At 43.4% G+C, this 26744-nt stretch carries 24 protein-coding genes; 10 read left to right on the forward strand and 14 right to left on the reverse strand.

The window, feature by feature from the left end; genetic code table 11:
- Nucleotides 1-54 precede the first annotated feature (54 nt).
- Nucleotides 55-717 carry an elongation factor P hydroxylase gene (locus MSG93_RS15415; RefSeq protein WP_324622409.1) on the forward strand — a complete coding sequence of 221 codons (663 nt, stop codon included), beginning with the start codon at nt 55-57 and terminating at the stop codon, nt 715-717.
- 87 nt (nt 718-804) lie between these two features.
- Nucleotides 805-1422 (forward strand): L-threonylcarbamoyladenylate synthase, encoded by a 618-nt coding sequence (locus MSG93_RS15420; RefSeq protein WP_199974338.1) that lies wholly within the window; start codon nt 805-807, stop codon nt 1420-1422.
- Nucleotides 1423-1448: 26 nt separating this feature from the next.
- Here the strand turns inward: MSG93_RS15420 and MSG93_RS15425 are convergent, their stop codons facing one another.
- Nucleotides 1449-1901 (reverse strand): hypothetical protein, encoded by a 453-nt coding sequence (locus tag MSG93_RS15425; RefSeq protein WP_312049595.1) that lies wholly within the window; start codon nt 1899-1901, stop codon nt 1449-1451.
- Nucleotides 1902-1948: 47 nt separating this feature from the next.
- On the reverse strand, nt 1949-2665 hold the full coding sequence (locus MSG93_RS15430) for a GNAT family protein (RefSeq protein WP_324622410.1): 717 nt from the start codon (nt 2663-2665) through the stop codon (nt 1949-1951).
- Between the two features lie 246 nt (nt 2666-2911).
- Here MSG93_RS15430 and MSG93_RS15435 point away from each other — a divergent pair, with 246 nt between their 5' ends.
- From MSG93_RS15435 to rluB, 3 genes are read left to right on the forward strand one after another with little or no spacing between them, the layout of a single operon-like run.
- Nucleotides 2912-3706, forward strand: coding sequence for a segregation and condensation protein A (locus tag MSG93_RS15435; protein ID WP_199974340.1), 795 nt, complete (start codon nt 2912-2914; stop codon nt 3704-3706).
- A complete protein-coding gene (gene scpB, locus MSG93_RS15440) occupies nt 3703-4302 on the forward strand; it encodes an SMC-Scp complex subunit ScpB (RefSeq protein WP_032867943.1) in 600 nt (199 codons plus the stop codon). The genes MSG93_RS15435 and scpB overlap by 4 nt, the downstream gene beginning before the upstream one ends.
- A 41-nt stretch (nt 4303-4343) precedes the next feature.
- On the forward strand, nt 4344-5288 hold the full coding sequence (gene rluB / locus MSG93_RS15445; protein ID WP_005229009.1) for a 23S rRNA pseudouridine(2605) synthase RluB: 945 nt from the start codon (nt 4344-4346) through the stop codon (nt 5286-5288).
- A gap of 57 nt (nt 5289-5345) precedes the next feature.
- Here rluB and MSG93_RS15450 read toward each other — a convergent pair whose 3' ends face one another.
- Genes MSG93_RS15450 through MSG93_RS15475 form a run of 6 tightly spaced genes read right to left on the reverse strand, consistent with a single transcriptional unit; the run spans nt 5346 to nt 14844 of the window.
- Nucleotides 5346-7073, reverse strand: a complete 1728-nt coding sequence (locus MSG93_RS15450) for an ABC transporter ATP-binding protein (protein ID WP_324622411.1) — start codon at nt 7071-7073, stop codon at nt 5346-5348.
- Between the two features lie 13 nt (nt 7074-7086).
- Complete coding sequence (locus MSG93_RS15455) at nt 7087-8226, reverse strand: ABC transporter permease (protein WP_324622412.1); 1140 nt, start codon at nt 8224-8226, stop codon at nt 7087-7089.
- Between the two features lie 11 nt (nt 8227-8237).
- Nucleotides 8238-9176, reverse strand: coding sequence for an ABC transporter permease (locus tag MSG93_RS15460; protein ID WP_005229006.1), 939 nt, complete (start codon nt 9174-9176; stop codon nt 8238-8240).
- A 12-nt stretch (nt 9177-9188) separates the two neighbouring features.
- On the reverse strand, nt 9189-11201 hold the full coding sequence (locus MSG93_RS15465; protein WP_324622413.1) for a M3 family metallopeptidase: 2013 nt from the start codon (nt 11199-11201) through the stop codon (nt 9189-9191).
- Between the two features lie 26 nt (nt 11202-11227).
- Nucleotides 11228-13045: an ABC transporter substrate-binding protein gene (locus MSG93_RS15470; RefSeq protein ID WP_324622414.1), complete on the reverse strand. Its 1818-nt coding sequence runs from the start codon at nt 13043-13045 to the stop codon at nt 11228-11230.
- A gap of 14 nt (nt 13046-13059) precedes the next feature.
- On the reverse strand, nt 13060-14844 hold the full coding sequence (locus tag MSG93_RS15475) for an ABC transporter substrate-binding protein (protein ID WP_324622415.1): 1785 nt from the start codon (nt 14842-14844) through the stop codon (nt 13060-13062).
- A 658-nt stretch (nt 14845-15502) separates the two neighbouring features.
- Here MSG93_RS15475 and MSG93_RS15480 point away from each other — a divergent pair.
- From MSG93_RS15480 to MSG93_RS15500, 5 genes are all read left to right on the forward strand, one after another.
- Nucleotides 15503-18202, forward strand: a complete 2700-nt coding sequence (locus MSG93_RS15480) for a TonB-dependent receptor (protein ID WP_324622416.1) — start codon at nt 15503-15505, stop codon at nt 18200-18202.
- Between the two features lie 153 nt (nt 18203-18355).
- Nucleotides 18356-19069, forward strand: a complete 714-nt coding sequence (locus MSG93_RS15485) for a TonB family protein (protein ID WP_324622417.1) — start codon at nt 18356-18358, stop codon at nt 19067-19069.
- 40 nt (nt 19070-19109) lie between these two features.
- Nucleotides 19110-19985 (forward strand): MotA/TolQ/ExbB proton channel family protein, encoded by an 876-nt coding sequence (locus tag MSG93_RS15490; protein WP_324622418.1) that lies wholly within the window; start codon nt 19110-19112, stop codon nt 19983-19985.
- An 11-nt stretch (nt 19986-19996) separates the two neighbouring features.
- Nucleotides 19997-20425 carry a biopolymer transporter ExbD gene (locus tag MSG93_RS15495; protein WP_324622419.1) on the forward strand — a complete coding sequence of 143 codons (429 nt, stop codon included), beginning with the start codon at nt 19997-19999 and terminating at the stop codon, nt 20423-20425.
- A gap of 15 nt (nt 20426-20440) precedes the next feature.
- Nucleotides 20441-20860 carry an ExbD/TolR family protein gene (locus tag MSG93_RS15500; RefSeq protein ID WP_262476000.1) on the forward strand — a complete coding sequence of 140 codons (420 nt, stop codon included), beginning with the start codon at nt 20441-20443 and terminating at the stop codon, nt 20858-20860.
- A gap of 73 nt (nt 20861-20933) precedes the next feature.
- On the opposite strand, the gene MSG93_RS15505 is transcribed toward MSG93_RS15500, so the two are convergent.
- The 6 genes from MSG93_RS15505 to MSG93_RS15530 form a co-directional block, all read right to left on the reverse strand.
- Nucleotides 20934-21599, reverse strand: coding sequence for a hypothetical protein (locus tag MSG93_RS15505; protein ID WP_324622420.1), 666 nt, complete (start codon nt 21597-21599; stop codon nt 20934-20936).
- Between the two features lie 219 nt (nt 21600-21818).
- Nucleotides 21819-22463 (reverse strand): dethiobiotin synthase, encoded by a 645-nt coding sequence (bioD, locus tag MSG93_RS15510; protein ID WP_324622421.1) that lies wholly within the window; start codon nt 22461-22463, stop codon nt 21819-21821.
- Complete coding sequence (gene bioC / locus MSG93_RS15515) at nt 22460-23212, reverse strand: malonyl-ACP O-methyltransferase BioC (RefSeq protein ID WP_324622422.1); 753 nt, start codon at nt 23210-23212, stop codon at nt 22460-22462. Before bioC ends, bioD begins: the two co-directional genes overlap by 4 nt.
- Nucleotides 23209-24363: an 8-amino-7-oxononanoate synthase gene (locus MSG93_RS15520; RefSeq protein WP_324622423.1), complete on the reverse strand. Its 1155-nt coding sequence runs from the start codon at nt 24361-24363 to the stop codon at nt 23209-23211. Before MSG93_RS15520 ends, bioC begins: the two co-directional genes overlap by 4 nt.
- The gene (gene bioA, locus MSG93_RS15525) at nt 24350-25645 is read right to left on the reverse strand and encodes an adenosylmethionine--8-amino-7-oxononanoate transaminase (protein ID WP_324622424.1); all 1296 of its coding nucleotides are present in this window, start codon (nt 25643-25645) and stop codon (nt 24350-24352) included. The genes MSG93_RS15520 and bioA overlap by 14 nt, the downstream gene beginning before the upstream one ends.
- 370 nt (nt 25646-26015) lie before the next feature.
- The gene (locus tag MSG93_RS15530; protein WP_324622425.1) at nt 26016-26729 is read right to left on the reverse strand and encodes a hydrolase; all 714 of its coding nucleotides are present in this window, start codon (nt 26727-26729) and stop codon (nt 26016-26018) included.
- Nucleotides 26730-26744: the final 15 nt, after the last annotated feature.

Raw genomic sequence — 26744 nt, forward strand, 5'->3', positions numbered from 1 at the left:
AGATTAAGATACAATTTTGCACTTCTTTAGACAGAACTCGGGGTAAATTAAGCAATGCACCTGTTGCAGCCGCAACTTGAAGTAACAACTTCATTACTTGTAAGCACCCATTCAACCTCTGCTCCTGCATTAACGCCAGATCAAGTGCAACGCTCATCTTGGCAAAAGTTAATATCAGAACCAGAACAGGTCGATTGGCTTATTTTACACTTTAATCACTGGTTTTCCCACCATAATGTCACACTAGTTAAAGGTGATTTTGAACCAGAATATTTCCCGGCGGAAAATGGTCAGCCTGCAAGAATCCAGTTTGCCCATGGTTTCTTTAATAGTGCACTGCATGAAATTAGTCACTGGAGCATCTCGGGTGCACAGCGTCGCCTACTCCCGGATCTGGGATACTGGTATGCGCCAGATGGTCGAACTGCTGAACAGCAAGCGCTGTTTGAGCAGGTTGAAATCAAGCCACAAGCCATTGAATGGTTGTTTGCAAAGGCTTTTGGCCGAAAGTTCCGTATCTCTTTAGATAACTTGACCGGCGATGGCGGTAATGGTCAGCAATTTAAAGATCATGTCTTTATGCAAGTACAGCGTTATTTTTCAGGTGAAGCCAAGTTACCACGCGATGCTGCGCATTTTATTCATTACATCTGTCTATGTACCCGTCATGGCCGACCGTTACAACTCGATGAATTTAAACGCGAAGACCTTGATTAAAGGACAAAATTGTCACATCTAATGCTTGCAACTTGACCGCAACCCGCTTCATACTCAATTTAGCCATATAGATCAGGGAGTTCAAAGATGTTGCATTTACATATTCATCCCGAAAATCCACAGGCACGCTTAATCACACAAGCAGTGGAACGTATTCGTGCTGGGGATGTGGTGATTTATCCGACCGATGCGGCCTACGCCATCGGTTGTCAGATCGGAAATAAAAATGCGATGGAACGTATTGCGCAAATTCGTGGTCTGGGGCCAAAGCATCAATATGCCATTATGTGCTGTGACCTCTCTGACATTGCGACCTATGCCAAAGTCGATAATGCCATGTATCGTTTATTAAAAAATAATACACCTGCTGTCACCACGTTTATTTTGCCGGCAACCAGCGAAGTACCCAAGCGTTTAATGCATCCCAAGAAAAAAACCATTGGTCTACGTATTCCTAGTAATCCTGTTGCACAAGCTCTATTAAAAGAACTCGGTGAACCGTTACTGACCAGTACTTTAATTTTGCCCGATCAGAACGACCCACTAGATGATCCATACGATATTGAAAACCAGTTGGGTAAACGTATTGATGTGTTTATTGACAGTGGTTTCGGAACCTTATCAACCACCAGTATTGTCGACCTATCAGGAGAGAATCCTGAAATTGTGCGTCGTGGTGTCGGGGATGTCAGTGCTTTTGAATAAGGACTGACACCCGCTCTCTCTAAATCTTAGGCATATGGAAAGTTTGGACATTGCGCCAGAACTTGCTGAGTACTTTGTATTTTCTGGCCAGACATATTAAAAATTTCGATTTCAAATGACAGCCGATCTTCAATTAAAAGCCCATACACCTTGGTTCTTGTGCTTTGTTTAAGCGTCTGAAAGTTTTTTAGAAAGATACAGCTTTGCTGCTGAAGCTGCGCAGCGCTGACCGGGTTATGGCCTTCACCCCGTAATTTCATCTTCACCCTAATCTTCGGGTAGGAATTAACGGCGTGAATATCCATGTTCCACTTCGAAGCCGTCGGGTTGGCGCGATGATTAATCTTGCTGACGATCAATCTGCCTAAATACTGCCTTAACAGTTCTTTTTGAACAGAAGGATTGTTCCAGACAAAAAAACTTCCGATCAGAACAACCGGTAAGGTCAGCATCAGGCCAACAATTATTTTTCTTTTCATTGAAGTGATATACCGCAATATTTCTCATTAAAACGACGAACAACAACTCAGATTTCAAAAAAGTCTGATAACCGCTGTTTCTGGAATCCCTGTACATCAAAATTTGATGGATTTAACCACTGTAAGTAGCCTTGTTGCAGTGCCGGCCACTCCTCATCAATGATTGAAAACCATGCAGTATTGCGGTTACGGCCTTTAGTGATGCGGTCTTGGCGAAATAGCCCCTCATATTGAAACCCAAAGCGTAACGCCGCTGCTTTAGAGGGTGCATTGCAGTCATCACATTTCCACTCTACCCGTCTAAAGCCCTGTTTGAAGCATTGTTGTAACAGTAAAAATATGGTTTCAGTCGAGGCTTTGGATTTTTTCATCTGATGTGAGTAGTACACATTACCGATTTCAATCGCCCCATAGTTTAGTCGTGGGTTCAACAGCGCAATCCAGCCCTGAACTTTGCCATCCACTTCAATCAGAAAATGGGTGGAACCCTGAAAGCCAAATAAATCGTCTAAGCTTTGTTTTAGTTGTGCTTTGCTCTCTGGCGCAGAATAAGGTAAATAGGTCCAGCATGCCGCATCAGGCTCAGTTTCTACAGCCTGCCAGATTTCACTGGCAGCCTGATCGGAAATTTCACCGTCAATATGAAGCAGTTGAACGTATTGCCCCGTCAGATTTTGCTCAATGGGTAGACAGGGCTGATGATCAATGGCAAAGCCAACACTTTGTCCAAACGGATTTTGTTGCGTTTTTAAATATTTTTTCATGGCAATTTATAATTAAGAAGCAAACATGATTTTCGCTGCTCATTTAAGCATAAGTTTTTTAGCTGACCTAGCTGATCCTACATAAATAGGAAAAATACCCTGAGAAGTTTAAGGTTTTTGTAAGTCAGCAATTTATTAAATTCGGGTTTTCGAGTAGAATGAGCCTGCTCTTGGTAGCATGTGCCTTTCCTGCACAAAAATTATATCTTTTCATGCTTTTGAAAATTCGCGTGGCTTATAACGGTAATGAACCAAATTCTCCCCCAAACTTTGGAGTCCACTCCTTCCATTCGCGTGCTTGACGAGTGGCAAGAAGTCATACCTGAAGATTTGTATATTCCACCCGCCGCGTTTGAAATTTTACTGGAACAGTTTGAAGGGCCACTGGATTTCCTGATTTACTTGATCCAAAAAAATGGCTTTGATTTATTACAAGTGGATATTTCACCGATTGCCACCCAGTATCTGTCTTATATGGACAGTATGAAATCGTTGAATATCGAACTGACAGCGGATTATATGGTGATGGCCGCGCTTCTGGCGGATCTGAAATCACGTCTGTTATTGCCTAAACCTGCGGTTGTCGATCAATTTGAAAAAGATCCAAAACAGGAATTGATTGACCGTCTGGAAACCTATTTACGGATTAAACAGGCTGCCGAACGATTGGGACAAATGCCGATCTTCGAGCGTGATACCTTTAGTGCCAATGTCAGTCTGGGGCATATTGCACCGATTTATGAAGGCTATGATGTCGCCGCCTTACATGATGCCTTGTTCTGTGTATTTAACCGCCCTGAACCGATCACGCATGTGGTGGCACAAGAACCCGTCTTGCTAGAAGAACGGATTGCCTTTATTGAAAGCCAGCTCGCATTAGGTGAAGCGTTGAGTTTTATTGAATTATTAAATCCCCAGCAAGGTCGTATGGGGATGGTGGTGACCTTTATGGCCGTACTTGAACTCACACGCCAGCAAAAAATCCAGATTATTCATACTGGTATTGAAGCTCCGTTGACCATTCAGGGAGTGGCCGCATGAGTCTAGAACAGTTAGAACAAAATGAAAGCCTGTCACTTGAAGACATTCACCACGATGTTTTATTACAAATCGAAGCGATCCTGTTCGCCAGTGACTCACCAGTTTCGATTGCCCGTCTAAAAGAAGCCTTTCAAAACCAATATAATAAGCAACAATTGCGGACCTTTGTGCAGCAACTGGCGATGTTGCAGCATGGCCGTTCGATTGAATTGATTGAAACGGCACAAGGCTTTCGTTTTCAGGTGCGCGCCAAATATCGCAATATCATTGCACAAGTCTGGCCAGAACGTCCGACCAAGTTATCACCCTCATTACTCGAAACTGTCGCAGTGATTGCTTATCATCAACCTGTAACACGTGCCGATATTGAGCAGATTCGTGGTGTCTCTAATAACAGCCAGATTTTAAGAACACTTTTTGACTGGAACTGGATTAAAGAAGCCGGTTTCAGAGATTTACCCGGAAGACCTGCGTTGTTGATTACAACGCCCCAGTTTTTAAATGCTTTTGGTTTAGCTTCGCTAGGTCAATTGCCTCCCCTGCAGAACGCCAAGGAAGCATTCATGGCTCTCGATGCACATGCGCCGAAGTCTTGAGAAGGTGAACTGTTGATCATTATGTCTAAGGTTGTGCTGTCATGAGTGAAAAATTACAAAAGGTTTTAGCGAGAGTCGGGCTCGGCTCGCGTCGCTATATGGAGGAAGTCATTGCTGCTGGTCGTGTCAGTATCAATGGTCGTATTGCCCAGGTCGGTGAACGTATCGAACCAGGTGATGAACTTCGTATCGATGGTCGTAAAGTACAGTTCCAGATTGAAGACGAAATCCGTCGTCGTGTGTTGATTTACTATAAGCCAGAAGGTGAAATTTGCTCACGCAATGACCCTGAAAAACGCCCAACCGTATTTGATCATTTACCTCAAATTGCCAATGACCGCTGGGTCATGGTGGGTCGTCTGGACATCAACAGTACAGGTCTGTTGCTATTCACCAATGATGGTGAACTTGCCAACCGTTTAATGCACCCTTCAAACGAAGTTGAGCGTGAATACGCGGTTCGTGTCATGGGTGAAGTGACACCGCAAATTCGCAACAACATGCTCAAAGGTGTTGAGCTTGAAGATGGCCCGGCGAAATTTGAATCTTTCTCTGAAATTGGTGGTGACGGCATCAACCGCTGGTATCAAGTAGTAGTTAAAGAAGGTCGTAACCGCGAAGTACGTCGTATCTTTGAATCACAAAGCCTGAAAGTCAGCCGCTTGTTACGTACCCGTTACGGCACGGTGATTTTACCGCGTGAATTACGTACCGGTCGCTGGATGGAACTGGATAAAACCGATATCGACAATTTGGCTAAATCAGTCGAGTTAAAACCACGTCAAGGGACCGGTCTATTCGGTATGGCAAAACGTCGTACCGAACGTATGGCAGACAAGCCGATGGCTGCACGTCGTGGTGGATATTTACGTCAACAGCGCCGTGATGATGAACAAGATCAATCACAGCAACGTTCAGGCGGTAATAGCAACAATAACAATGGTCGTAAAACCATTGGTTTCAACAAAGGCTTTAAAAAGTTTTAATCCTTGAGTTTGAAATAAAAAAACGCTCTGATCAGAGCGTTTTTTTATGACTTGATTTTAATGATGGGCAATCCCTTGCGGAATTGCATTCAATAATTTCTTGGTATATTCATGCTGTGGATACAAATACAGTTGATCCGAATTAGCGATTTCAACCAGTTCACCATGATTCATCACCATCACCTGATCTGAAATATATTTCACCACCGATAAATCATGTGAAATAAAGATATAGCTCAATCCAAACTCATCCTGTAGATCCTGCAATAAATTCAGCACTTGCGCCTGCACCGATACATCCAGTGCAGAGACCGATTCGTCACAGATCAGGATTTCAGGTTTTAAAGTCAAGCAACGCGCAATCGCAATCCGTTGCCGTTGCCCGCCAGAAAACTCATGCGGATAACGGTCATAAGCCTGCACAGGCAAGCTGACACGCTCTAATAATTCCAAGGCAATTTTCTTACGCTCGGTGTCATTTTGACCAATACCATGAATCCGCATCGGTTCCAGTAAAATCTGTCCAATGGTAAAGCGTGGATTGAGTGAGGCATAAGGGTTCTGGAAAATGATCTGGATCTTGCGTTGGTACTGACAAAACTCTTTCTCACTCATGGCCAGAATGTCTTTACCACCAATCAGCGCCTGTCCACCAGTGGCTTGGTGTAAGCGCATCAATAACAACCCGATGGTGGTTTTTCCCGAACCCGACTCACCGACCAAACCTAATGTTTTGCCTTTGGCCAGTTGAAAGGAGACCCCTTTCACGGCCTGAAACTCCTCTCGTCCCCATAAGCCTTTACGACTATAAAAAGATTTTTTCAGGTCTTTGACCTCTAAAATAATCTGTTCATCTCCCTTCAGACCACGAGTACGTTGTTTGAGATTCAGGTCAGATAACTGGCTCACTTCAACCCATTGTCCATGTTCCTGTTTCATAAAGTCACTAGTCACAGGTAAGCGGTAAGGTCGTGAAGCCAACTGCGGACGGCAATGCAGCAAAGCTTTGGTATAGACATCCTGTGGCCGTTCCAGCACTTGCTCAACCGGACCACATTCCCGAACTTCCCCATGCCGCATGACAATCACCTCATCGGCAATTTCCCCGACCAGCGCCAGATCATGAGTAATAAACAACATCGACATCTGGTGACGTTGTCGTAATGATTCCAGCAAATCAATGATCTGTTTCTGAATGGTGACATCCAAAGCCGTGGTCGGTTCATCCGCAATCAAAAGCTTCGGTTCACAGGCAATAGCCATCGCAATCATGACCCGTTGCTGCTGTCCACCCGAAAGCTGGCTTGGATAGGCATCAATCTTGGTTTCAGGAGCAGGAATACCGACTTCCCGGAGCAATTCCAATACCCGGGCTCTGGCCTCCTTGCGCCGCATGCCCAGATGAATACGCAGCACTTCGGCAATCTGATCACCGACCGTAAATACCGGATTTAATGAGGACATGGGTTCCTGAAAAATCATGGCAATGTCTTTACCACAAATCTTTCGGATTTCACCTGCTGACAGGTGCAGTAAATCCTTGCCTTCAAACTTGATCTGGCTGCGTTCTACAATCTGGCTCTGGCCTTTTGGCAATAGCCCCATCACCGCCAGTGAGGTCACTGATTTACCGCTGCCGGACTCACCCACCAAAGCCACGGTTTTATTTTTAGGGATCGAAAATGAAATTCCTTTCACGGTTTCAATCCACTGTTTATTTTCGCCTTTAAAGCTGACCCGAAGCTGTTCAACCTGTAATAGCGGTATTTCATTCTGATGTTGCATATTGTTCACTCCGCTATTTCAACTTAGGATCCAGTGCATCACGTAAAGCATCGGTAAACATCGAGAATGCCGTGACCAGTATCGCCATTGCAATTGATGCTGCTGCCAGCTGCCACCATTTCCCCAGAATCAGTTCACTTTGCGCTTCATTCAGCATACTGCCCCACGACACCACACCGACAGGCACACCAAAACCGAGGAAGCTCAGAATCACTTCCGATTTGATAAAAGACACCACCAGAATCGAAATCTGTACCAGTGCAATATGACTCACATTAGGAAAGATATGCACAAACATACGGCGTAAATGACTGACACCAATCGCCTTGGCAGCAAGCACATATTCACGCGACTTGTGTTTCATATATTCAGCACGAATCAGACGAAATACCCCAGTCCAGCCCGTCAAACCAAGAATAAGTACAATCGACAAAATGCCTTTTTGCTGGAGTACTGCGGCAATCGCCAGAACCAGCAACAAATAAGGAATCGAGGTAAAAATGTTATAAAACCAGTTCAGAATATCATCGACCCAACCGCCAAAATAACCTGCAATTGCCCCCAGAAAAGTCCCGATCACCACAGCCAGCAGCGCCGACAACAAACCAACCAGAATCGACGTTTCCGCCCCTTTAATGGTTTTCAATAGAATATCCTGCCCCCATTTATCGGCCCCAAATGGCAAGGTGGTTTTTAACTCCTGCTTTTGTTCAAGCAAATGCCCACCCAGTTGCTGATCAATTTGCTGTATATCTTCCGCCAAAGGATCAACCACACCATAATGATCGATGTAGCCACTTTGCTGTTCATTCTGGATCTCGCTGTTGAGCTGGCGGATGACATCTTTTAAGGGGTCTACCGGATTTTCTGGTAGCGTTTCGTTAAGCTTCGCCGCTTCCCCAGTTGACGAGGCATCGGCATCGGCGCCTAAAAACGTTGGTGGTGCATAACTGACCGCCACTTCCTTATTCCAGTCCGATGCAATCACACCGGTCATGGATAAGGCCAGCAGGATGAAATAAAACAGCACGACAATAAAGGAAACTACCGCAATACGATCTGATTTCAGTCGCTTTAATGCCAGTTGCCATAATCCTGTTGCAGCCGTGGATTCATCAGAAGATGCTTTGCTTTTAAAAATTGTACTTAGCATTGTGCTCTCCTCTACTTCAACTGAACACGAGGATCGAGGAGCTTATAAATCAGATCGGCGATCAGGTTAAAAATCATGGTCATTGCAGCGATATAGACCGTAATTGCCTTGATCACTGGAAAATCGCTACGCTCTACCGCAATAATGATTTCCCGTCCAATGCCCGGGATGCCAAAAAAACGCTCAATCAGGAAGGCACCAATTAACAAAGCCGGTAAACTTGCCATGACTTCGGTCACAATCGGAATGGACGCGTTACGTAGCACATGCACACCCAGTACACGCGATTCGCCCACACCTTTGGCACGGGCAGTACGTACATAATCCTGATGAATCTCATCCAGCACAAAACTGCGATACAGCCGCAAGGTCGGTGCAATACTTACCACCAGCATAATCAGGATCGGTAATAAGGCATATTGAAACAGGTTTTCACTGAAATGATCACTCCATCCCTGCACCGGAAACCAGCTGAGCTGATAGGCCAAAACATACTGGAAAACAATGATATACACCAGAATACTGATCGACATGCCAATGGTACACAGCATCATCACCATACGGTCTGTCAGCGAGCCACGCACGGAAGCAACAGCCAGTGCCAAGATAATTGAAATTACGGTTTGTAAAATCGTCAGTGGAATCAATAGCGTCAGTGATGGCCCTAAACGGGTCAGAATAATCTGTGAGACCGATTCACCGGTACTCCAGCTGACACCATAATCAAAGCTCAGAATCTGCTTGATAAAAATCCATAGCTGTACGTAGTAAGGTTGATCTACGCCCAACTGTTTGCGGATGTTTTCAATTTGCTCCGGGTTAGACATCTTTCCTGCCAGAATATATGCAGGATCGCCCCCCACCCAGTTAAATAAAAAGAAAATCAGCAAAATAACACCCAACATGGTCGGGATCATTTGCCATAGTCTACGCACGACATAAGCAAGCATAATGGCAAATCCTTATTTGACCCGTTGACCAGTAATTTCATTAAAAAATGCTTTGTTCTCAGGCTCTCGACCTAAGAAGTCTTTCACCAGTTGAGCTGCATCCTTTTGGCTGCCTTGTGACAGAATGGTTTGACGATAACGTTGGCCGACAACGGGATTGTTCAGGTTGTTCCCAAAAGCAGACAACATGTCCAGCGCCAGTACTTCAGACCACATATAACCATAGTAGCCAGCCTGATAGCCCATCAAATGCCCAAACTGACCTGGAAATTCGGTAGTGGGTACATAGCCTAATGCCGTGACTGACTCCATTTTCTTCCAGACATCCATCGGCTGGACTTTCAAGGCATCGGCACCATGTAAAGCCATGTCGTATTGTGCATACAGGGTCTGACGTGCATAACGCATACCACGTCCATAATTATGGACCGATTTCAAACGGGCAATCAGGGCATCATCGACGCGTGGACAAGCTGGATCACAATAATCCGCCACTTTAGCTAAGGTCTCTTTACGGCGAGCCCATTCCTCATACATTTGTGAAGGCGCTTCAACAAAATCACGCTCTACCGAGGTTCCTGACTGGCCCGAATAACGCGTTTTCGACAAGATGCCATGTAAGGCGTGACCAAACTCATGCACAAAAGTTTCAAGCTCATCACTATTTAAACCTTTGCGGTTAAAATTGGTCACCAGTACAGAAATCGGTTTACGCTTGCTTAAAGTACTGCCACCATAGACGCCCCACACCGCTGCATGGCCATATTTGCCTTCACGCGGGAATTTATCCATATACAGGCCACCCAGCACTTCGCCGGTTTTCTTGTCTGTCACATCGTAATATTCAACTTCATCCTGCCATGTATCAACTTTGGCGGGTTTAAATTCAATGCCATACAGATCGGAAGAAATCGCAAATAACCATTTTTGCGCCGCTAAAGTTGGAAAATAATCACGCAGTTTTTCCTGATCAATCTGGTATTTAGCTTTACGCAACTTTTCACTCCAATACCCTACATTCCAACGATTGATGTCAGCCTTGTCCAAAGCGATGTTTAATGTTTTGGCTTTAAACGCCCGTAGTTCTTCTACTTCTTTTTGCTCGAGCGGTGCCACCACTTTATGTACATCCGTCAAGAAGCTATTCACGGTTTTTGGTGTTTTTGCCATGCGTTTTTTTAAGGCCAGATCAGCATAACTTGCCTGACCAAACAGCTGTGCCAGTTCATAACGCAAGTCGATAATCTGTTTCAATAAAACCAGATTCTTTTCCGTACCACGACGGGTAAAGGCGGTTTGATAACGCTTACGGGCAGCATCGCTGTCTGCCAGCTCCATGAAAGGCTGATATTCAGGATATTCAAAGCCTAATAAATAATTACCTTTGTCATTTTTCTTTAACCCTGCAATATAACTGTCAGGTAAGCCCTTTAATTCTGCAGGGGTAAATTCCAGTTTTTCCGGATTATCCCGGATATTGCGGGAGAACTCTTGCGAGAGTTTGGTTAATTCATCAAAAATCGTTTTCACCCGAGCGCGCTTCTCAGGGGCTAATTGCACACCGGTATCTTCAAAGGCATCGAGGATGTCCTGACGATATTTGCGATCAATGGCATCTGCTGCCGTGGTATTTTTAATGCGCTGATACAGTTTCGGATTCTGATAAATTTCAGTTTGCAGCTGGTTCAATTTGACTTCACAATCTTCGGCAGCTTTACGCAATTTCGCATCCGGATCGACATTGCTATATAAGCTGATCGGTCCGGCAAAATCTTCAAAACTTGCCATCAGTTGATCCCACTCAGCCAAGACTGGTGCGGCATTAGACTGCTGTTTTACTGTTTGTTTTTCAAGTTGAGCAATACGCTGTTGTAATTTTTCTAAGTTGGCATCACACCATTGCGCACTCGCCGCTGTTTTTAAAATAGGTAAGGTGGTTCTTTCAGCCCAGATATTCTGGCTCATGCCGATGGCCGTCATGGATAACAAAGCCAGACTCGATAATTTCAATATTTTTTTCGCCATTCTTTCTCTCCAATTTAATCTGTTGGTTATTTCTTGTCTTGAATATCAATGTACATCCACTCTGCAGGCAATATAGGATGCTTTTTATAGCCCAGCACCCGAGGCTGCGCGACTACAGTCCGATAACGGGTCGAGACGAATTGTACGGGTGAGTAAAACTCTAAAAGACGTGACATTTTGCGATATAACATATCGCGTTCAGGCCCATCTTCCAGTTTCAGGGATTGTTCATATAAACGGTCATATTCGGGTAATTTAAAGCAGGTATGGTTAGTGGCATGAATATTATTACCATAGAACAACTGCATAAAATTATCGGCATCAGGATAGTCGGCAATCCAAGCAGAGGCTTTAAACATGGTCTTACACTGCTTTTCCGCCTTTAAACCTTCCGCGAAAGGAACGGGCTTGGATACCATATTAATTTTGATATTGGTCAGGTCTTTCTTGAGTAGTTCAGCCATTTGCATACTACGGGCACTGCTGGTGGATGGCATAAACTCAATCACCAGCGGCTTGCCATCAGGCAGTCTGCGCCAGCCATCGGCCCCGACTTTATAGTTATACCGATCCAGTAACAGATTTGCGGCCTTGACCGAATAAGGAATACTGCTTTTATACTCAGGATCATGCCCCGCGACCCCATAAGGAATCGGTGTTTCCAGTTTTTTGGCATTTCCTTTGGCCAGAATCGCAATCATTTTGTCTTTGGAAATGGCCATTGACATGGCACGACGTAATGCAATTTTATCTTTGCCAAAACCACCGACCACCGGATTCTGGATATTCCAGTAAAGATAATCAATCGACGGATCCGGTATACGCGACAACTGGATTCCATTCTTGGCCAGCTCAGGTTTTAAGCTGCCATCTTGCTGTAAGGCTTGTGCGGGCAACTCACCGTCCAGTGTAAATAAATCCAGCCCGTCTTTCTGAAAAGCAAGCCATCCTGATTGTGATTCTTCAATGACACGAATATCAATCACTCCGATCTGCGGCATTTTTTTGCCTTGCATCTGCTGGACGATTTTCTGGTCTTCTGGATTGCTGGCCTTAAAGTTCCAGCTAAAACCACGATAATCAGGATTGGCCTTGAGAATAATCCGTGAACCTGGCGTCCAGTGTGCCAGCACATACGGGCCTGTTCCTACCGGATGCGCCATGGCATAGCCAGTTGTTTTATCCCGGTAGTGCTCAATCACTTCACGGGCGACTGCTCCCGTTGGTTGATGGGCAAGCAACATCGGAAAATTATGGTTTGGCTCTTTTAAGCGAATCACCAAGGTATAACGATCAGGGGTCTGAATGCCACTGACCGGCTGATCGTAGTTAAATTTTCCAGTTTTACTGGCCTGTTGGATTAAAGCATCCATCCCGGCAATTTTATCTTCGAATAACCAGCTATTCGGTGAGCGTAAGTTTGGGTCCAGTAAGCGCTTATAGGAATAGGCATAGTCTGCCGCCGTCAACTCTCTGGGCTTGCCTTTAAATACCGGATCAGCAGCAAAATAAATCCCTTTCTTTAGCCGGATGGTATAGGTCAGACCATCTGCACTCACTTCGGGTAAGGCAGCGGCAGTATTGGGTACCAATTGTGCTGGCGATGCCAGATAGTCATAGGTATAGAGGGTTTCAAAGACAGAATATAAAACATGGGCAGAATATAAATCTTGAGTCGCCACGGGATCAAAGCCCGTTTCTGCCACCGGAAAAGCATAACGTAATACTTTTTTGGGATCTGCAGGACTTTTCGCTACTACCGTACTGACTGCGCTTGCACATGTTGTCCCCACTAACAGTGCCAACCCCATACATGATACAGAACGTTTAAAATTTTGCTTCATCAGGTATACATCACTTATTTTTGATTTGGTTCAGCAATATCCAGATATTGCCAATTGCTATTCATAATCGGATGGGCCTTAAACCCCTGCACTTCTGGCTGAATCAACCAGTTGCGAATGCGGGTATCTTGCAAGATCCAGATATTGTCGGCCTCAATCTGGCGACTCATTTTTTCATAGAATGGCATGCGTTTTTCCGGTGATTGTTGCATCGCCTGTTTGTATAAATTGTCATACGCCACAGATTGATAACAGGACTGATTACCGCGTCCAACATTGGGTCCATACAGTAACTGAGTGAAGTTTTCTCCTTCTGGATAGTCGGCATGCCATGCACCACTCCACATCATATATTGACACTGCGTGGCCGCTTTTAGGTTATCGGCAAAATTACTGACTTTAAAATCAGCACGTATCCCGATTGCGTCCAGATTTTTCTTCCATAATTCAGAGTACATCACTGAAGATGAGCCACTTTCAGTATTGATTTTTAAGGTTAAAGCTTTGCCATTAGGTAGGTTACGATAACCATCAGCACCCTTTTTATAACCGAAATGATCCAGTAATTTATTGGCTAATACAGGATTGTAGCCAATGCTACTGCGATAATCGGGGTTATGCCCACTAATCCCTGCAGGAACCAGCATTTCAGCCTTCACTGCCTGGCCTTTGCGTAATATGCGAATATATTCATTCACATTAAACGACATTGCGATTGCTCGCCTTAAGGCAATTTTGTCCAGACTCTTCCCGCCGACTACCGGATCACGCATATTCAGCATCGAATAAGTAATCTCGGCCTCTTTATTGGCATACAGGCGAATCCCCTGTTTTTTTATGGCGGGCTTGAGTTGATTGTTGTGATCAAGCACTTTAGGAATCGCATTTGAGGTGACTTTGTCAAAATCGAGCTGCTTGGACTGAAATGCCAGCCAGCGCGACTGTTCTTCTTCAATAATACTGATATTGACCTTGCCGATTTGTGGCATCTGCTTGCCGCTCATTTCCTTGACCAGTTGGTTGTCCCAGGCCGTGCCCGTCGATTTAAAGTTCCAGACAAAACCCCGGTAATCCGGATTGGCAACTAGTTCGATCTTGCTGCGAGGGACATATTTACTCAGCATATAAGGGCCCGTACCGACCGGATGCATGGCCAGACGATCTTTATAATATTCAACCACTTCACGTGCAGTTGCCCCAAATGAACTATAAGCCAGAATATAAGGAAAGTTATAATCAGGTTGCGTCAGCGTAAATTGAATCGTATATTTATCGAGTGCCTTGATCCCTTCAATCTTGGCATCATAATTAAAATTTCCAGTTTTCTTTGCCTGTTCAATCAGCGCATTGGCACCGACAATTTTATTATCAATAAAAGAAAATGATGAAGCATGATTTTTAGGATCTAAAATGCGTTTAATAGAGTAAACATAGTCTTCAGCCACCAGCTCCCTGCGCTTACCTTTAAATGCGGGATCATCCGTAAAATAAATACCTGACTTTATTTTAAAGGTATAAACTTGTCCATTTTTTTCAATCACAGGTAAGCTTTGTGCAGTTCCAGGCATCAGTTTAACGGGATCTGCCAAATAATCATATTGAACCAGCCTTTCAAAAATTACATCTGCCACATTCCCACTATAGAAATTGAAAGTTTTAACCATGTCAAAACCATCATCCGGAGCTTCAAAAGCAACCCGAAGTACCTTATCCGCTTGCGCAGGTGTTTTTGCGTAGACATATGGCATAAATGCAAATACACCAGATAAAACGGTGACCGTAAAAAAAATAGACTTCAACTCAATACTCACATCATCGTTTTTTAATAAATACTAGACTTTTGCATAGCATTCAACACCGCTGCCATTTCTCTTGCCCTGAATCAGATTTAATTTTTTCATTAAAAAATCATCCACTTGATTTAATTTTACCGTTCGGAAAAATTAAATCGGAAGAAAAATCATTTCCAGGTTAAAAATTACCTTGCTAAATTCATGCCACTTTTCAAATAAAAAAGTTATGATTATTTTTTAACCAAAAACTATAAAAAGCTAAACTGGTTTTCAGGCATCTTAAATAAAAGTAATTTTATGCCAAATCATATTTTTTTATATTATTTCCCATTTCCATGAAATTAGATTAATAAAATACATGTTTTATTGAAATATAAAAGTATTTGCACTAGAAAAAAGCAAAAATAAAACTTTATGATTCATTTTAATGCATCAATAGCAAACTTCTATTTTGTAACTTTATGACAACTTATCCGTACTGATCATTATTTTTGGTTTTTTAATATTTAGTAAAAATATGAAAAGCTTATATATAAAAACTAAAACACTTTTACATAATTTATTCTACATTAAGCGAAATCTAAAAATAGAGCTTGGCACAGGTCTTGCTAAAACGGATTTATCTAATTTTAGAGTGGCAAACCATTTAGGGGTTCAATAAACAATGAAAAAAGCCAACTTCGCTACACCTGACTTCACACAAAAATCGGGCAAAATCATACTCAAACTCAGTACGCTTAGTTTAAGTATGTTGTGTTTAACCATGGCACATGCTGCCGACGCGGACTCAACAACTGAAGAAAAACCCACCAAGGTCGTTAAGGTCGCCGTGACGGGATCTTCCATCAAAGGCGTTGCAGCACAGAGTGCTTCACCGATTACCATCGTCAAAGTAGACGAGATTTTGAAACAAGGGGTGACTACGACAGAAGAAGCACTGACCAAAATTACTGCCAACCAAGCTGGTTTTGTGACTTCACAAAACGTCGGGCGCTCTGGCACAGCGGGAGCAACAGCCAATTTACGAGGCGTTGGTGAAAATAAGACATTGATTTTACTCAATGGCCGCCGTTTGGCTGCAAGTGCATTTGATAGTGGTGTGACCAATTTAAATATCATCCCCCTTGCTATGCTTGAGCGTATCGAGATCGTCCGTGATGGTGCTTCTGCAATTTATGGTACGGATGCGATTGGTGGGGTTATTAACTTCATCACCAAAAAACAATTCACTGGACTGAATATCAGTGGTGGTCTTACACAACCAGAACACAAAGGTGGTGATACCCAAGACTTCAGTATTTTTGGTGGTTATGGCGATCTTGAAGATAATGGTTTTAATGTATTTGGTGTGGTTGATTATCGCCATGGCAATGACATCATGGCTAAAGATAGAAAGGTTAGTGCAAAAGGCAGTCTGATTCCTGAGCTTGGTCTTGATGCACGAAGTTCAGCCTCTTTCCCAGCCAATTTCGTTGATTCTAAAAATGGAACCAGTGGAAATCCTTATGCAGCAACGGGCTGTGGAGGTTATGCAGGTACTGAAGCGCTTGATAAAATTTGCCTATTAAACACCCAAAACCTGATTGGAATCGTACCGAAAACAGAAGATATTTCCGCAATGGGTCGTTTAACACTGAAGCTAAATGATAGCTTCAACGCTATTGGTGAATATGTTTATGCCAATAACAAGGTCTCAACCTCAGTCGCACCTGATGTCTATAACGGCAATAATAAAGTCTCAATTAGCAAGAATAGTAAGTATTATCCAGGCAATGGTTTAGTACCGACTGTTGCGGGCCTCAGTGGTGAACCACTTCTACTCTCACTCCGCTCACAAGCCGGCAATCGCATCAGTGATACCGAGAATGAATCTCACCGAGTTTTTGCAGGCCTTGAAGGTGAAGCCTATGGGTGGGATATCAATACAGGTGTCAGCTATGCACGTAGTGCCGTCACTGAGACAGCAAGCAGTGGATATTTAGATAAAGCTGCTGTGCAATCCGCTTTAGATGCTGGCCAACTTAATCCATTTGGTCCACAGGCGGCTGGAGATGATCCGAATCTTTGGAACAAACTCTCACTTTCTGGAGATTACAACAAAGCAAAATTAGAATCGAGTACAGTCGATTTTACTGCAAGCCGACCAATTTATACCTTACCTGCTGGTGATATAGGTTTCGCATTTGGAGGCAGTTTCCGCCATGACAAGTGGGATTCTACTGTAAACTCAGATCTCGCTGCTCGTTTACCAAGTCTTGGGACTGATCCAAACAATCCACATCAGGAAGGCAAGCGCGATATTTCATCTGTATTTACCGAACTACAAATCCCATTACATAAAACGTTAGAAGCACAAATTGCAGCGCGCTACGACAATTATAGTGATGTCGGTGATACCTTTAATCCAAAAATTGCTTTACGTTGGGAACCAATTAAACAACTCATGTTCCGTACGTCATATAGTACAGGCTTCCGCGCACCAACCTTATACGAAATCAATAAAACCAATAGTCGAACTTTATCACCAAGTAACAGTGACCCAATTTTATGTCCAGGGGGCAAAGCTACCCCTGATGGTAGTCAGGCTCGTGACTGTGATCAGCAGTTTGATCGCATGCAGGGCGGTAACAAAGAGTTAGAGCCTGAAAAATCGACGTCGATCACAGCAGGTTTTGTACTTGAACCAATCAAAAACCTGGTGTTCTCTCTAGATTACTACAATGTCGAAGTTAAAAATCAAATCTCGGCACTTGAAGCATCAACCATTTTTGAAAGCCCAGATAAATATAAAGACAAATTTGTTCGTAAAGCAGATGGTTCAATCGACTATATCATTACAACTATGCAGAACATGGGCAATTTAAAAACCCAAGGTTTTGATGTCAGCCTGAACTATTTAACTCCTGTCACATCAACGGGGCGTTTTGGCTTTGGAATTGATGGAACCTATGTCACCAAATACGAATATCAAAATGAAAAAGATGGTGAGTGGATCAGCAGTTTAGGTGTTTACAAGGATGATGGTCCAACCATTCGTTGGAAGCATGTCGCAAATCTTAACTGGAGCTATGAAGACTGGTCACTAAATTTCCAACAGCAATTCACACGCGGCTATAAAGATCAAAACTCAGAAAATCTTGATGACGGTTATAAGAATCATCGTGTCAGTGACTATACCCTTTATAACGTTTCGGGCACGTACCGTGGTTTCAAAAATCTGGATTTAACGCTCGGTATTAAAAATATCTTTGATGAAGAACCAGCAGCATCTAACACCTTGGAGAATTTCCAGTATGGCTATGACCCACGTTTTGGTGATGTAACAGGCCGAACTTACTTCGCCCGCGGTACTTATAAATTTTAATGTGTTTCGCCACTACGACATGATGTTCCTTCTGTTGTAGTGGTTCACCGTAATCCTCTGATTCATTGAATATTAAAGTGGTCAGTATCAATTTCAAATTGATGCTCTACGCCGAAAAAAGATGAATGCAAGATTACAATTTCAGGAGTAATTATGGGCATCCCCTTTTCTGAGAATGAAAATCAACCTGCCAAACGCCTTATCGGTATTGGTCTGGTGTTATTTCTACATCTCATTATCGCCTATATTCTGATGACAAGTTTAGCGACTGACTTTAGCAAGCCTGTCGATAAGCCTGTAGAACTACAGATTATTCAGGACATCAAACCACCACCTCCGCCAAAACCAGAGGAACCAAAACCTAAAGAAAAGCCACCCGAGCCACCAAAGATGGTCGAGAAAGTGGCCAAAATGCCTGACCCACCTAAACAGGTGGAGAAAGCCACACCTGTACAAAAACCGGCACCTGCACAACCGACCCAAACAGCAGTTGCAACACCAACACCTGCACCTGCGACACCAAGCCCGAGTCCAGTGGCAGCGCCTGTAGCCCCAACTGCGCCTGCAGCTCCTGCCAAACCCGCAGGGATTTCACGTGGTGTTTCCGAAGGTGAAGCAGGTTGTCAAAAGCCTGAATACCCGCGTGAAGCCTTGATGAATGAGGAAGAAGGCACAGTACGTATTCGTGTATTGGTCGATGCCTCAGGCAAGGTGATTGACTCGAAAGTTAAAAAATCGAGTGGCAGTAAAAGTTTAGATAAAGCAGCAATCAAAGCTTACAGCCTGTGTACTTTTAAAGCAGCGATGAAAGACGGTGTACCACAACAAGAATGGTACGAAATCGAATATCCATTCACAATTTCCTAAATAAATGCATTGAACAAACAAATTTTTGGAGAATTTAAAGATGACAAACACAGCAAAACGTATTTCTCGAATCGCAGCAATTGGCCTGATTGCAGGAAGTACCTTACTGCCCGTTGCAACCGTATGGGCCGATGAAACTACGCAAACCACAGCGGTAACAACTGTAGCGACTGATGCCACAGCACAAGCAACACCAACCCCGCCACCATTACCTGCAACTGTTGAAAAAGTCCATAATCCTTATGGCCTGGAAGCCCTGTGGCGCGAAGGTGACTTAGTCGCGAAATCAACCTTGTTTATTTTAGTCCTGATGTCGATTGGGACGTGGTACATCATTCTGTCGAAAGTATTTCAACAAAGTAAAATCAAGCGCCATGCTACAGAAGCTGAGCGTAATTTCTGGGAAGCGGAATCTTTAAATAGTGCAGCCGATAGTTTAAATGCAAACAGTAGCTATCGTTATATTGCAGAGAAAGGCATTCGTTCGACCAAACACCATGACGGCACCTTATTAGAACGGATCGACTTCAATACCTGGGTGACCATTTCAATTCAACGCGCAATCGAAAAAGTTCAAAGCCATCTGAGCAATGGCTTGGCCTTTCTGGCGACTGTTGGTTCAACCGCACCATTCGTTGGTTTATTTGGAACGGTTTGGGGGATTTACCATGCGCTCACTGCAATTGGCATTTCAGGTCAGGCATCGATTGATAAAGTGGCAGGCCCTGTGGGTGAAGCCTTGATTATGACAGCAATTGGTCTTGCAGTCGCGGTTCCTGCTGTACTTGGTTATAACTGGTTAACCCGTCGCAATAAAGCAGTCATGGACAATGTTCGTTCTTTTGGCTCAGACCTACATGCCGTACTTCTCAGCGGTGACTTAAACAGTAATCACCCAAACCGTGATTCTAAATAAGGAACACCATTATGGGCATGATGATTAATTCAGAACAAAATGATGATGATGTGATTGGGACGATTAACACCACCCCGTTAGTCGACATCATGCTGGTCCTGCTGATTATCTTTTTAATCACAGTGCCAGTGGTCACACACACCGTTCCGGTAAAACTGCCTGAAGAAAAAAATACACCTTATGCCACTACACCACAAAATATCCAGCTTTCAGTGAATAAAACGGGTGATATTTTCTGGAATGAGCAACATGTTGCAAATAAGGAAACCTTACTTACGCGCTTACAGGTCGAAGCACGAAAACGTCCGCAGCCTGAGGTTCATATTCGTGGCGATCAACTGACACATTACGACGCGATTGATCAGGTAATCAGTACAACTCAGCAAGCGGGTATTGGCAAAATTGCATTTGTCACGACCCCACCTGCGACGACACCATAACAGGAGGTCTCACCTATGGGTATGAATGTAGGTTCAAAAAATGATGAAGAAGATGTCATGCTCGACGTCAACATGACACCGCTGATTGATGTCATGTTGGTGCTGTTGATTATGTTCATCATCACCATTCCGATTCCAAACAATGCCATTAACATTAATTTGCCAAATGGTACGCCACCGCCACCAACAGATCAAAAACCACCAGAGACCATCAATTTGCGGGTCGATGCGCAAGGACATATTTTCTGGAATGATCAGGCAGTGGCTGATCGTCAGGCACTAAAGGTTTTATTTGAATCAGTTGCCAAAAAAGCCGATCAGAATCAAATCAAGTTTAAACCTGATGCCCAGGCGGAATATAAAAACATAGCCATGGTGATGGCACTGGCTCAACAAAGCAATGTCACCAAAATTGGTATCGTCAGTAATAACTAAAGAATAAAATAAGAAATTTATCCAATAATGACAAGTTTACTCCTGCGCTAACAAGTTCGCTTGTTAGCTTTTTTTATTTTATTTCACTAATTACAATCGGAATCAGCTTACTACTCACTTTATAGCCTTGAGGTTTATTGTTGCAGGCATCCCCTGTCACGGTGGTTCGAATGACATAAGGTGAATAAGGCATCACATTTAAATAACCTGAATTATCCCGACCAGTATGACAATCTTCTGCACCTGATTTTTCATCATAACGTCCTTCGTAAGAAGATTCTTCGACCTCTGCAATCAGCTTACTGGTCCATTGATTTAAATAAACCAGACTTTTACTCGACTCTACCGTGCCCTGTCCTGAGCCTGCGCTTTCAATTTCGATCAGTTGAATCGGCTTACCTTTATAAACAGTTGGATGCACTTTAAAACTATTCGATTGACCACCAAACGCTTTCAAGATTCGCGCCTGCTTTAATTTTGGACGGGTTAATACATAACCTCCCCAAAAGTTACGCCCTGCATTTTCAAAACTCACGCCCGATAAATAAGCTTCTTCTCCTGAGATCAGTTTTACGGCTTCAGTAGAATCGATCTGAATGGCTTGAGGTGGATTGGCATTTGAATCTTGTAAGTTGGTGATCCAACTGATGATGGTTTTATCTGTTGGCACAGCAGCATGAGTTGTCGAAATTAGACCTGACAAGCAGAGGGTTATAAAAATAAAATTCTTTTTATTCATTATGATTTCTCTTTAGTGATTAAATCTGAAAGCTGTCTTGACGGAGTCTCTCCCAGCTCTCATCCGATCATAGGGAAACCTTCTTACTTTTCAAAGATGAAAAGTAACAAAAATCTTTTGTTAGACTGACGGTACATCCTTGCTACCGCAGTCTAACTTGGCGGCATCCTGGCCGCCCTCCACGATCACAGATATTTACTAGACCATACATACCTAAAGTTATTTAAACTTTTCCAACTCAATCCATTGCGCATCAGGAAAATGTTTTGCTAAATAAGCTTTTAGATAATCAGCGGTATCTTTTGAAATCACCGGATCTTTCGACTCATCCTTTAAGTTATACACTAAAGCATGCAAACTCAAACCACGTTGCTTTAATGCCTCTAGACTCAACAAAGTATGGTTAATACTCCCCAAACGTCCCGAAGTTACCAAAATTACAGGAAATTGATGCTGAGCGATATAATCGATGGTCAGCAATTCTGTAGTTAAAGGCACCATCAAACCACCAGCACCTTCTAACAACACCACCTCAAAACGCTGAGCCAGCTCTTTGGTCGCAGCTTCAATCTTGGCAAAATCCAGATCACGCCCATCCAGACGTGTGGCTAAATGCGGCGAGGCAGGATAAGTAAAAATTTCAGGCATGGTGAGCTTGTCATGGTCTTCCTGAAACCAGCCACTGCCCATAATTTCACGGTGTTTTTCGATATCTTCCGAGACATCAACATTCCCCGTCTGCACCAGCTTCTGGGTAATCACTCGTCGCCCTTGTTCGGTCCAAAGCTTGGCGAGATAGCCTGTGGCATAGGTTTTACCAATTTCGGTATCAATGCCGCTGACAAAATAAATTGCTGCACTCATGCTATTCTCCGTGCAATCACATAAATCGGATGATAAGTCAGGCGGAAACCCTGCTCATCATAAAACTGTTGATAATCTGCATAAAACTTTTGCAAGGATTGCTTGGTCCAGCGATGTGATTTTGCTGTTGCGGTTACCCCTGTCGCTTTCAAATGCTGCAATACCGATTTGGGATGATCAAAATAAACCTGCTGCCGTTCTTGTGCGATGAATAGCACTTCAAAGCCTTGCTGTTGCAACTGCTGTTGCAGCACATCACGATCGATATAATTTAAACCCTGTCCTGTCAGTTGCTTAATTTCAGTGAGATTATCAGGTCCAAAGGTAGAAAAGCCGAAATATCCATGAGGGTTTAACGCCACTTGAATCCGTTGTAATAACGCGGGCAGGTCCATCATCCATTGCAAAGCAGAACTAGAAATCACTGCATCCAAACATTGCGGTAACGCCAGTTGCTCAATATCACCGATCAACCAATTGATCTTGTCGACGCTTGAAAAATGCTGCTCGACATCGCCATATAAATCGTTTAAAAACAGCTGTTTAACCTGAAAATAGGGCTGAAACAAATGAGTGAGATTACCCGAACCACAACCGATCTCAAGAACTGAGTCCAAGCTGTGCGGATAATATGCTTTCAGATATTCAAATAATTGCGCACTAATCTGTTTCTGTACCACAGCATGCTCGACATAGCTTTGCCCTGCTTTGGCAAAACGTTGCGCAACCAGTGTTTTATTGATGCTCACAAACACTCCACCAATTGCTCCAACTCTGCTTTTTGCACCAAAGAGGTTAAGGAAATACGCAAGCGTGAACTATTCTGTGGCACTGTTGGTGGGCGTACTGGCATGGCATAAAAACCCTGTTGTTGTACATAGCGTGCTTTTTCAATGGCCGCTTGGCTTTCACCTACGATAATTGGAATGATATGACTGCTGGAAGGACTGGAGAAACCTTTTGCAATCACCGCCCGTTGTAAATACTGACTGATCTCAGCCAAGTGTTGACGCTGTGGCTGCATGCCCAATACTTTATTAAACATGAAATCTGACCATGCCATCGAGATCGGAGGTAACGCAGTACTAAAAATCAGTGGGCGCATTTTATTGATCAGATAATCACGGATGATTGAATCACAAATGATATAACCACCGACGGAAGCAATTGCTTTGCCAAAAGTTCCCACCAAGAAATCAATCTGATCGATTACCCCATATTGTTCGGCACAACCCAGACCTTGCTCACCCCTGACGCCAATCGCATGGGCTTCATCGACATACAACATGGTTTTGGCAAAACGCTGTTTTAACTGCGCCAAAGCAGCTAAATCCGTCTCGTCACCATCCATACTAAAAATACTTTCAGTCACCACAATAATGCGTTCAATTTGCTCATCTTGATGATACTTTTGCAATAACTGTTCCAGATGCTGCAAATCATTATGACGATAACGCACATATTGAGCGGTTGATAATCGAATGCCATCAATCATACTGGCATGCACCAGTTTATCGGCCAGAATCACGGTTTTACTATCACACAAGGCTGGCAAAATACCGATATTCATGTGGTAGCCGCTATTAAAGAGTAAGGCAGCACGGCCAAAGGCTTTGCTTAGGCTATTTTCAAATTGTTCATATTCAGCAAAATTACCCGTCAGTAAGCGCGACGAAGATGAACTAAAGAGCGCCCGTTCGATTTTCAGCGTATCAAGAAACTCTTCTCTTAAAGTTAAATCAGCGGCAAGACCTAAATAATCATTGGATGCCAGATTCAACATAGTTCGATCTTGAATGGTGATCCATTGTCCTTGCTGTTGATTTGAAGTAAATTGGCGAAAATTACCTTGCTGTTTGAGTTGCTCAAGCTGCTCGGCATAATGATCAAGCAAGGACATTGCTATTTGCTCCTTGCATATTTTTCACCACCTCACTCATCTGTGCTAATAAATAATGGAGTTCATCATCACTAATTACATACGGTGGCATTACATACACCAATTTCCCAAATGGTCGTACCCAAATACCACGCTGCACAAACTGTTGCTGTAAGGTTTTCATATCCACATTGCTGGTTAATTCAACCACACCGATCGCCCCTAAAATCCGCACATCCGCAACGTGTTCAAGCTGTGCCAAATCCGTTAATTGTTCAGCCAGAATCTTTTCAATCCGTTGAATATTGGCTTGCCAATCCTGTTCCACTAATAATTGAGTACTTCTTAAAGCAACTGCACACGCCAATGGATTCGCCATAAAGGTTGGCCCATGCATAAACACACCTGCTTCACCACGACTGATGGTTTCAGCCACCTGTTTGCTGGTTAAGGTCGCAGATAGGGTCATATAGCCACCTGTTAAGCCCTTACCTATACACATGATATCGGGTTCCACCTGCGCGTGTTCCCACGCAAACATTTTACCTGTACGCCCAAACCCCGTGGCAATCTCATCAAAGATTAACAATAGATTGTATTGCTCACACAACGCTTTGGCCTGACGTAAATATTCAGGATGATAAAAACGCATGCCACCTGCACCTTGTACAATTGGCTCGATAATCAGGGCAGCAATACTGTGATGATGCTGTTCAATCTGTTGTTTGAGTTGCTGAATATCTTGCGGGTCCCATTCTGCATCGAAGCGGCTTTGTGGCGCGGGTACAAAAATTCGATTCGGTAAACTTGTACCAAAAATCTGATGCATCCCTGTGACTGGATCACAAACCGACATCGCATTCCAGGTATCGCCATGGTAACCAGAGCGCGTGGTAATAAAATTGGTTTTCTCGGGTTGATTCAACGCAGTCCAATATTGCACGGCCATTTTTAAGGCCACTTCTACGGCAACCGAACCTGAATCTGCATAGAAAATCTTATCTAAGTTCGGCGGTGTAATTTTTAATAAGATTTTACCTAATTCAATCGCCGGTTCATGAGTCAAACCGCCAAACATGATATGTGCCATGTTCTGCAATTGATCAGCAACGGCCTTGTTCAGTTCAGGATGGTTATAACCATGAATCGCACACCACCATGACGACATGCCATCCACCAAAGTTCGACCATCTTCCAGTTCAATGGTCGCACCATAGGCACGTTTCACTTTAAAAGTTGGCAGTGGATTTAACATCGAAGTATAGGGATGCCATATATGTTCTAAATCAAATGGGTCTGTCATCCTTTACCTCTGTAAAATCAATATTTAATGATGTGCTGTACAGTGTCATTCCGATTACTCACCCAATTTCAGGATAAGCCTTCAGCTGGACCTACTTTTCTTTCGGGATGAGGAGCGCAGCTCCGCAAGGGTAACCATCTTGCGGAGCTTTAGCGCTGCTCATCCACAAAACCTGTTCACTTCTTGATCCCATCCAAGTATATCTACTCATCCATATTCATCACTTTTACGATAACCACGCAGGTTGTGGATGACCTTATCGAGTATCAATTTTTGGATAAATTCATACAGAAGAACTTGTCTACATCTTAAACTTGTCAAAATCTAAAATATATTGCGAGAACTTTCAATTCAAGCAAGATTAAACTGTCTACTGAATAAAATCTTCAATTATTTGCACAGTCTGCTCAACCATAAAGCACGGAAAACCATGAGAAGCGCCATCAATCGAAACAACAGATAGATTACTTGCAGCTAAATCTTTAGTTTTTTGTACAACTTGGTAAGGAACTAAAGCATCATGCTCTGCAAAGACATGCAACTGCCTACCTTGATAATTTTCATACAACTCAACCAAGTTCAATTGCTCCAGCAACTGTAATCCCTGCCGAAGCAAGGCAATTGGTTGCGGACGAATCAATTTCTGCATGGCTACGAAATCCTTTTTTGCCGAACTTGCACCTTGACAGACCAACAAGCCAAACCGTTTTAGCGTACTAATCGCATCCTGTTCAAATGACTGTTTGAACTGCATAAAGGTTTCCACAGGCATAGCAGTAGTCCAATCTGCATGTGCCACAAAACATGGATTTGACGCTAAAGTAATTAAAACTTTTTGCTCAGCATATTTTTTCTGGATTTGATTGGCCAGTAAAGTTGCCAGTTGTCCGCCAAGCGACCACCCAATAATCACATTGAATTTCATTGCATGTTCGACCTGCTGTTGCAATATCTCATCATCCAGCGCATTAAAGATATTCATCCGTTCAACGCTATGTCCCTTTTGTTCTAAAGCCTCATGTAAAGGTTTTAATAATTCGGCACCACCGCCCCATCCCGTGATGAGTAGAATCTTATAGGTCACGTGCTTGCTCAATTC

This window comes from Acinetobacter sp. IK40 (genome assembly GCF_035615075.1).
GTDB classification, from domain to species: Bacteria; Pseudomonadota; Gammaproteobacteria; order Pseudomonadales; family Moraxellaceae; genus Acinetobacter; species Acinetobacter courvalinii.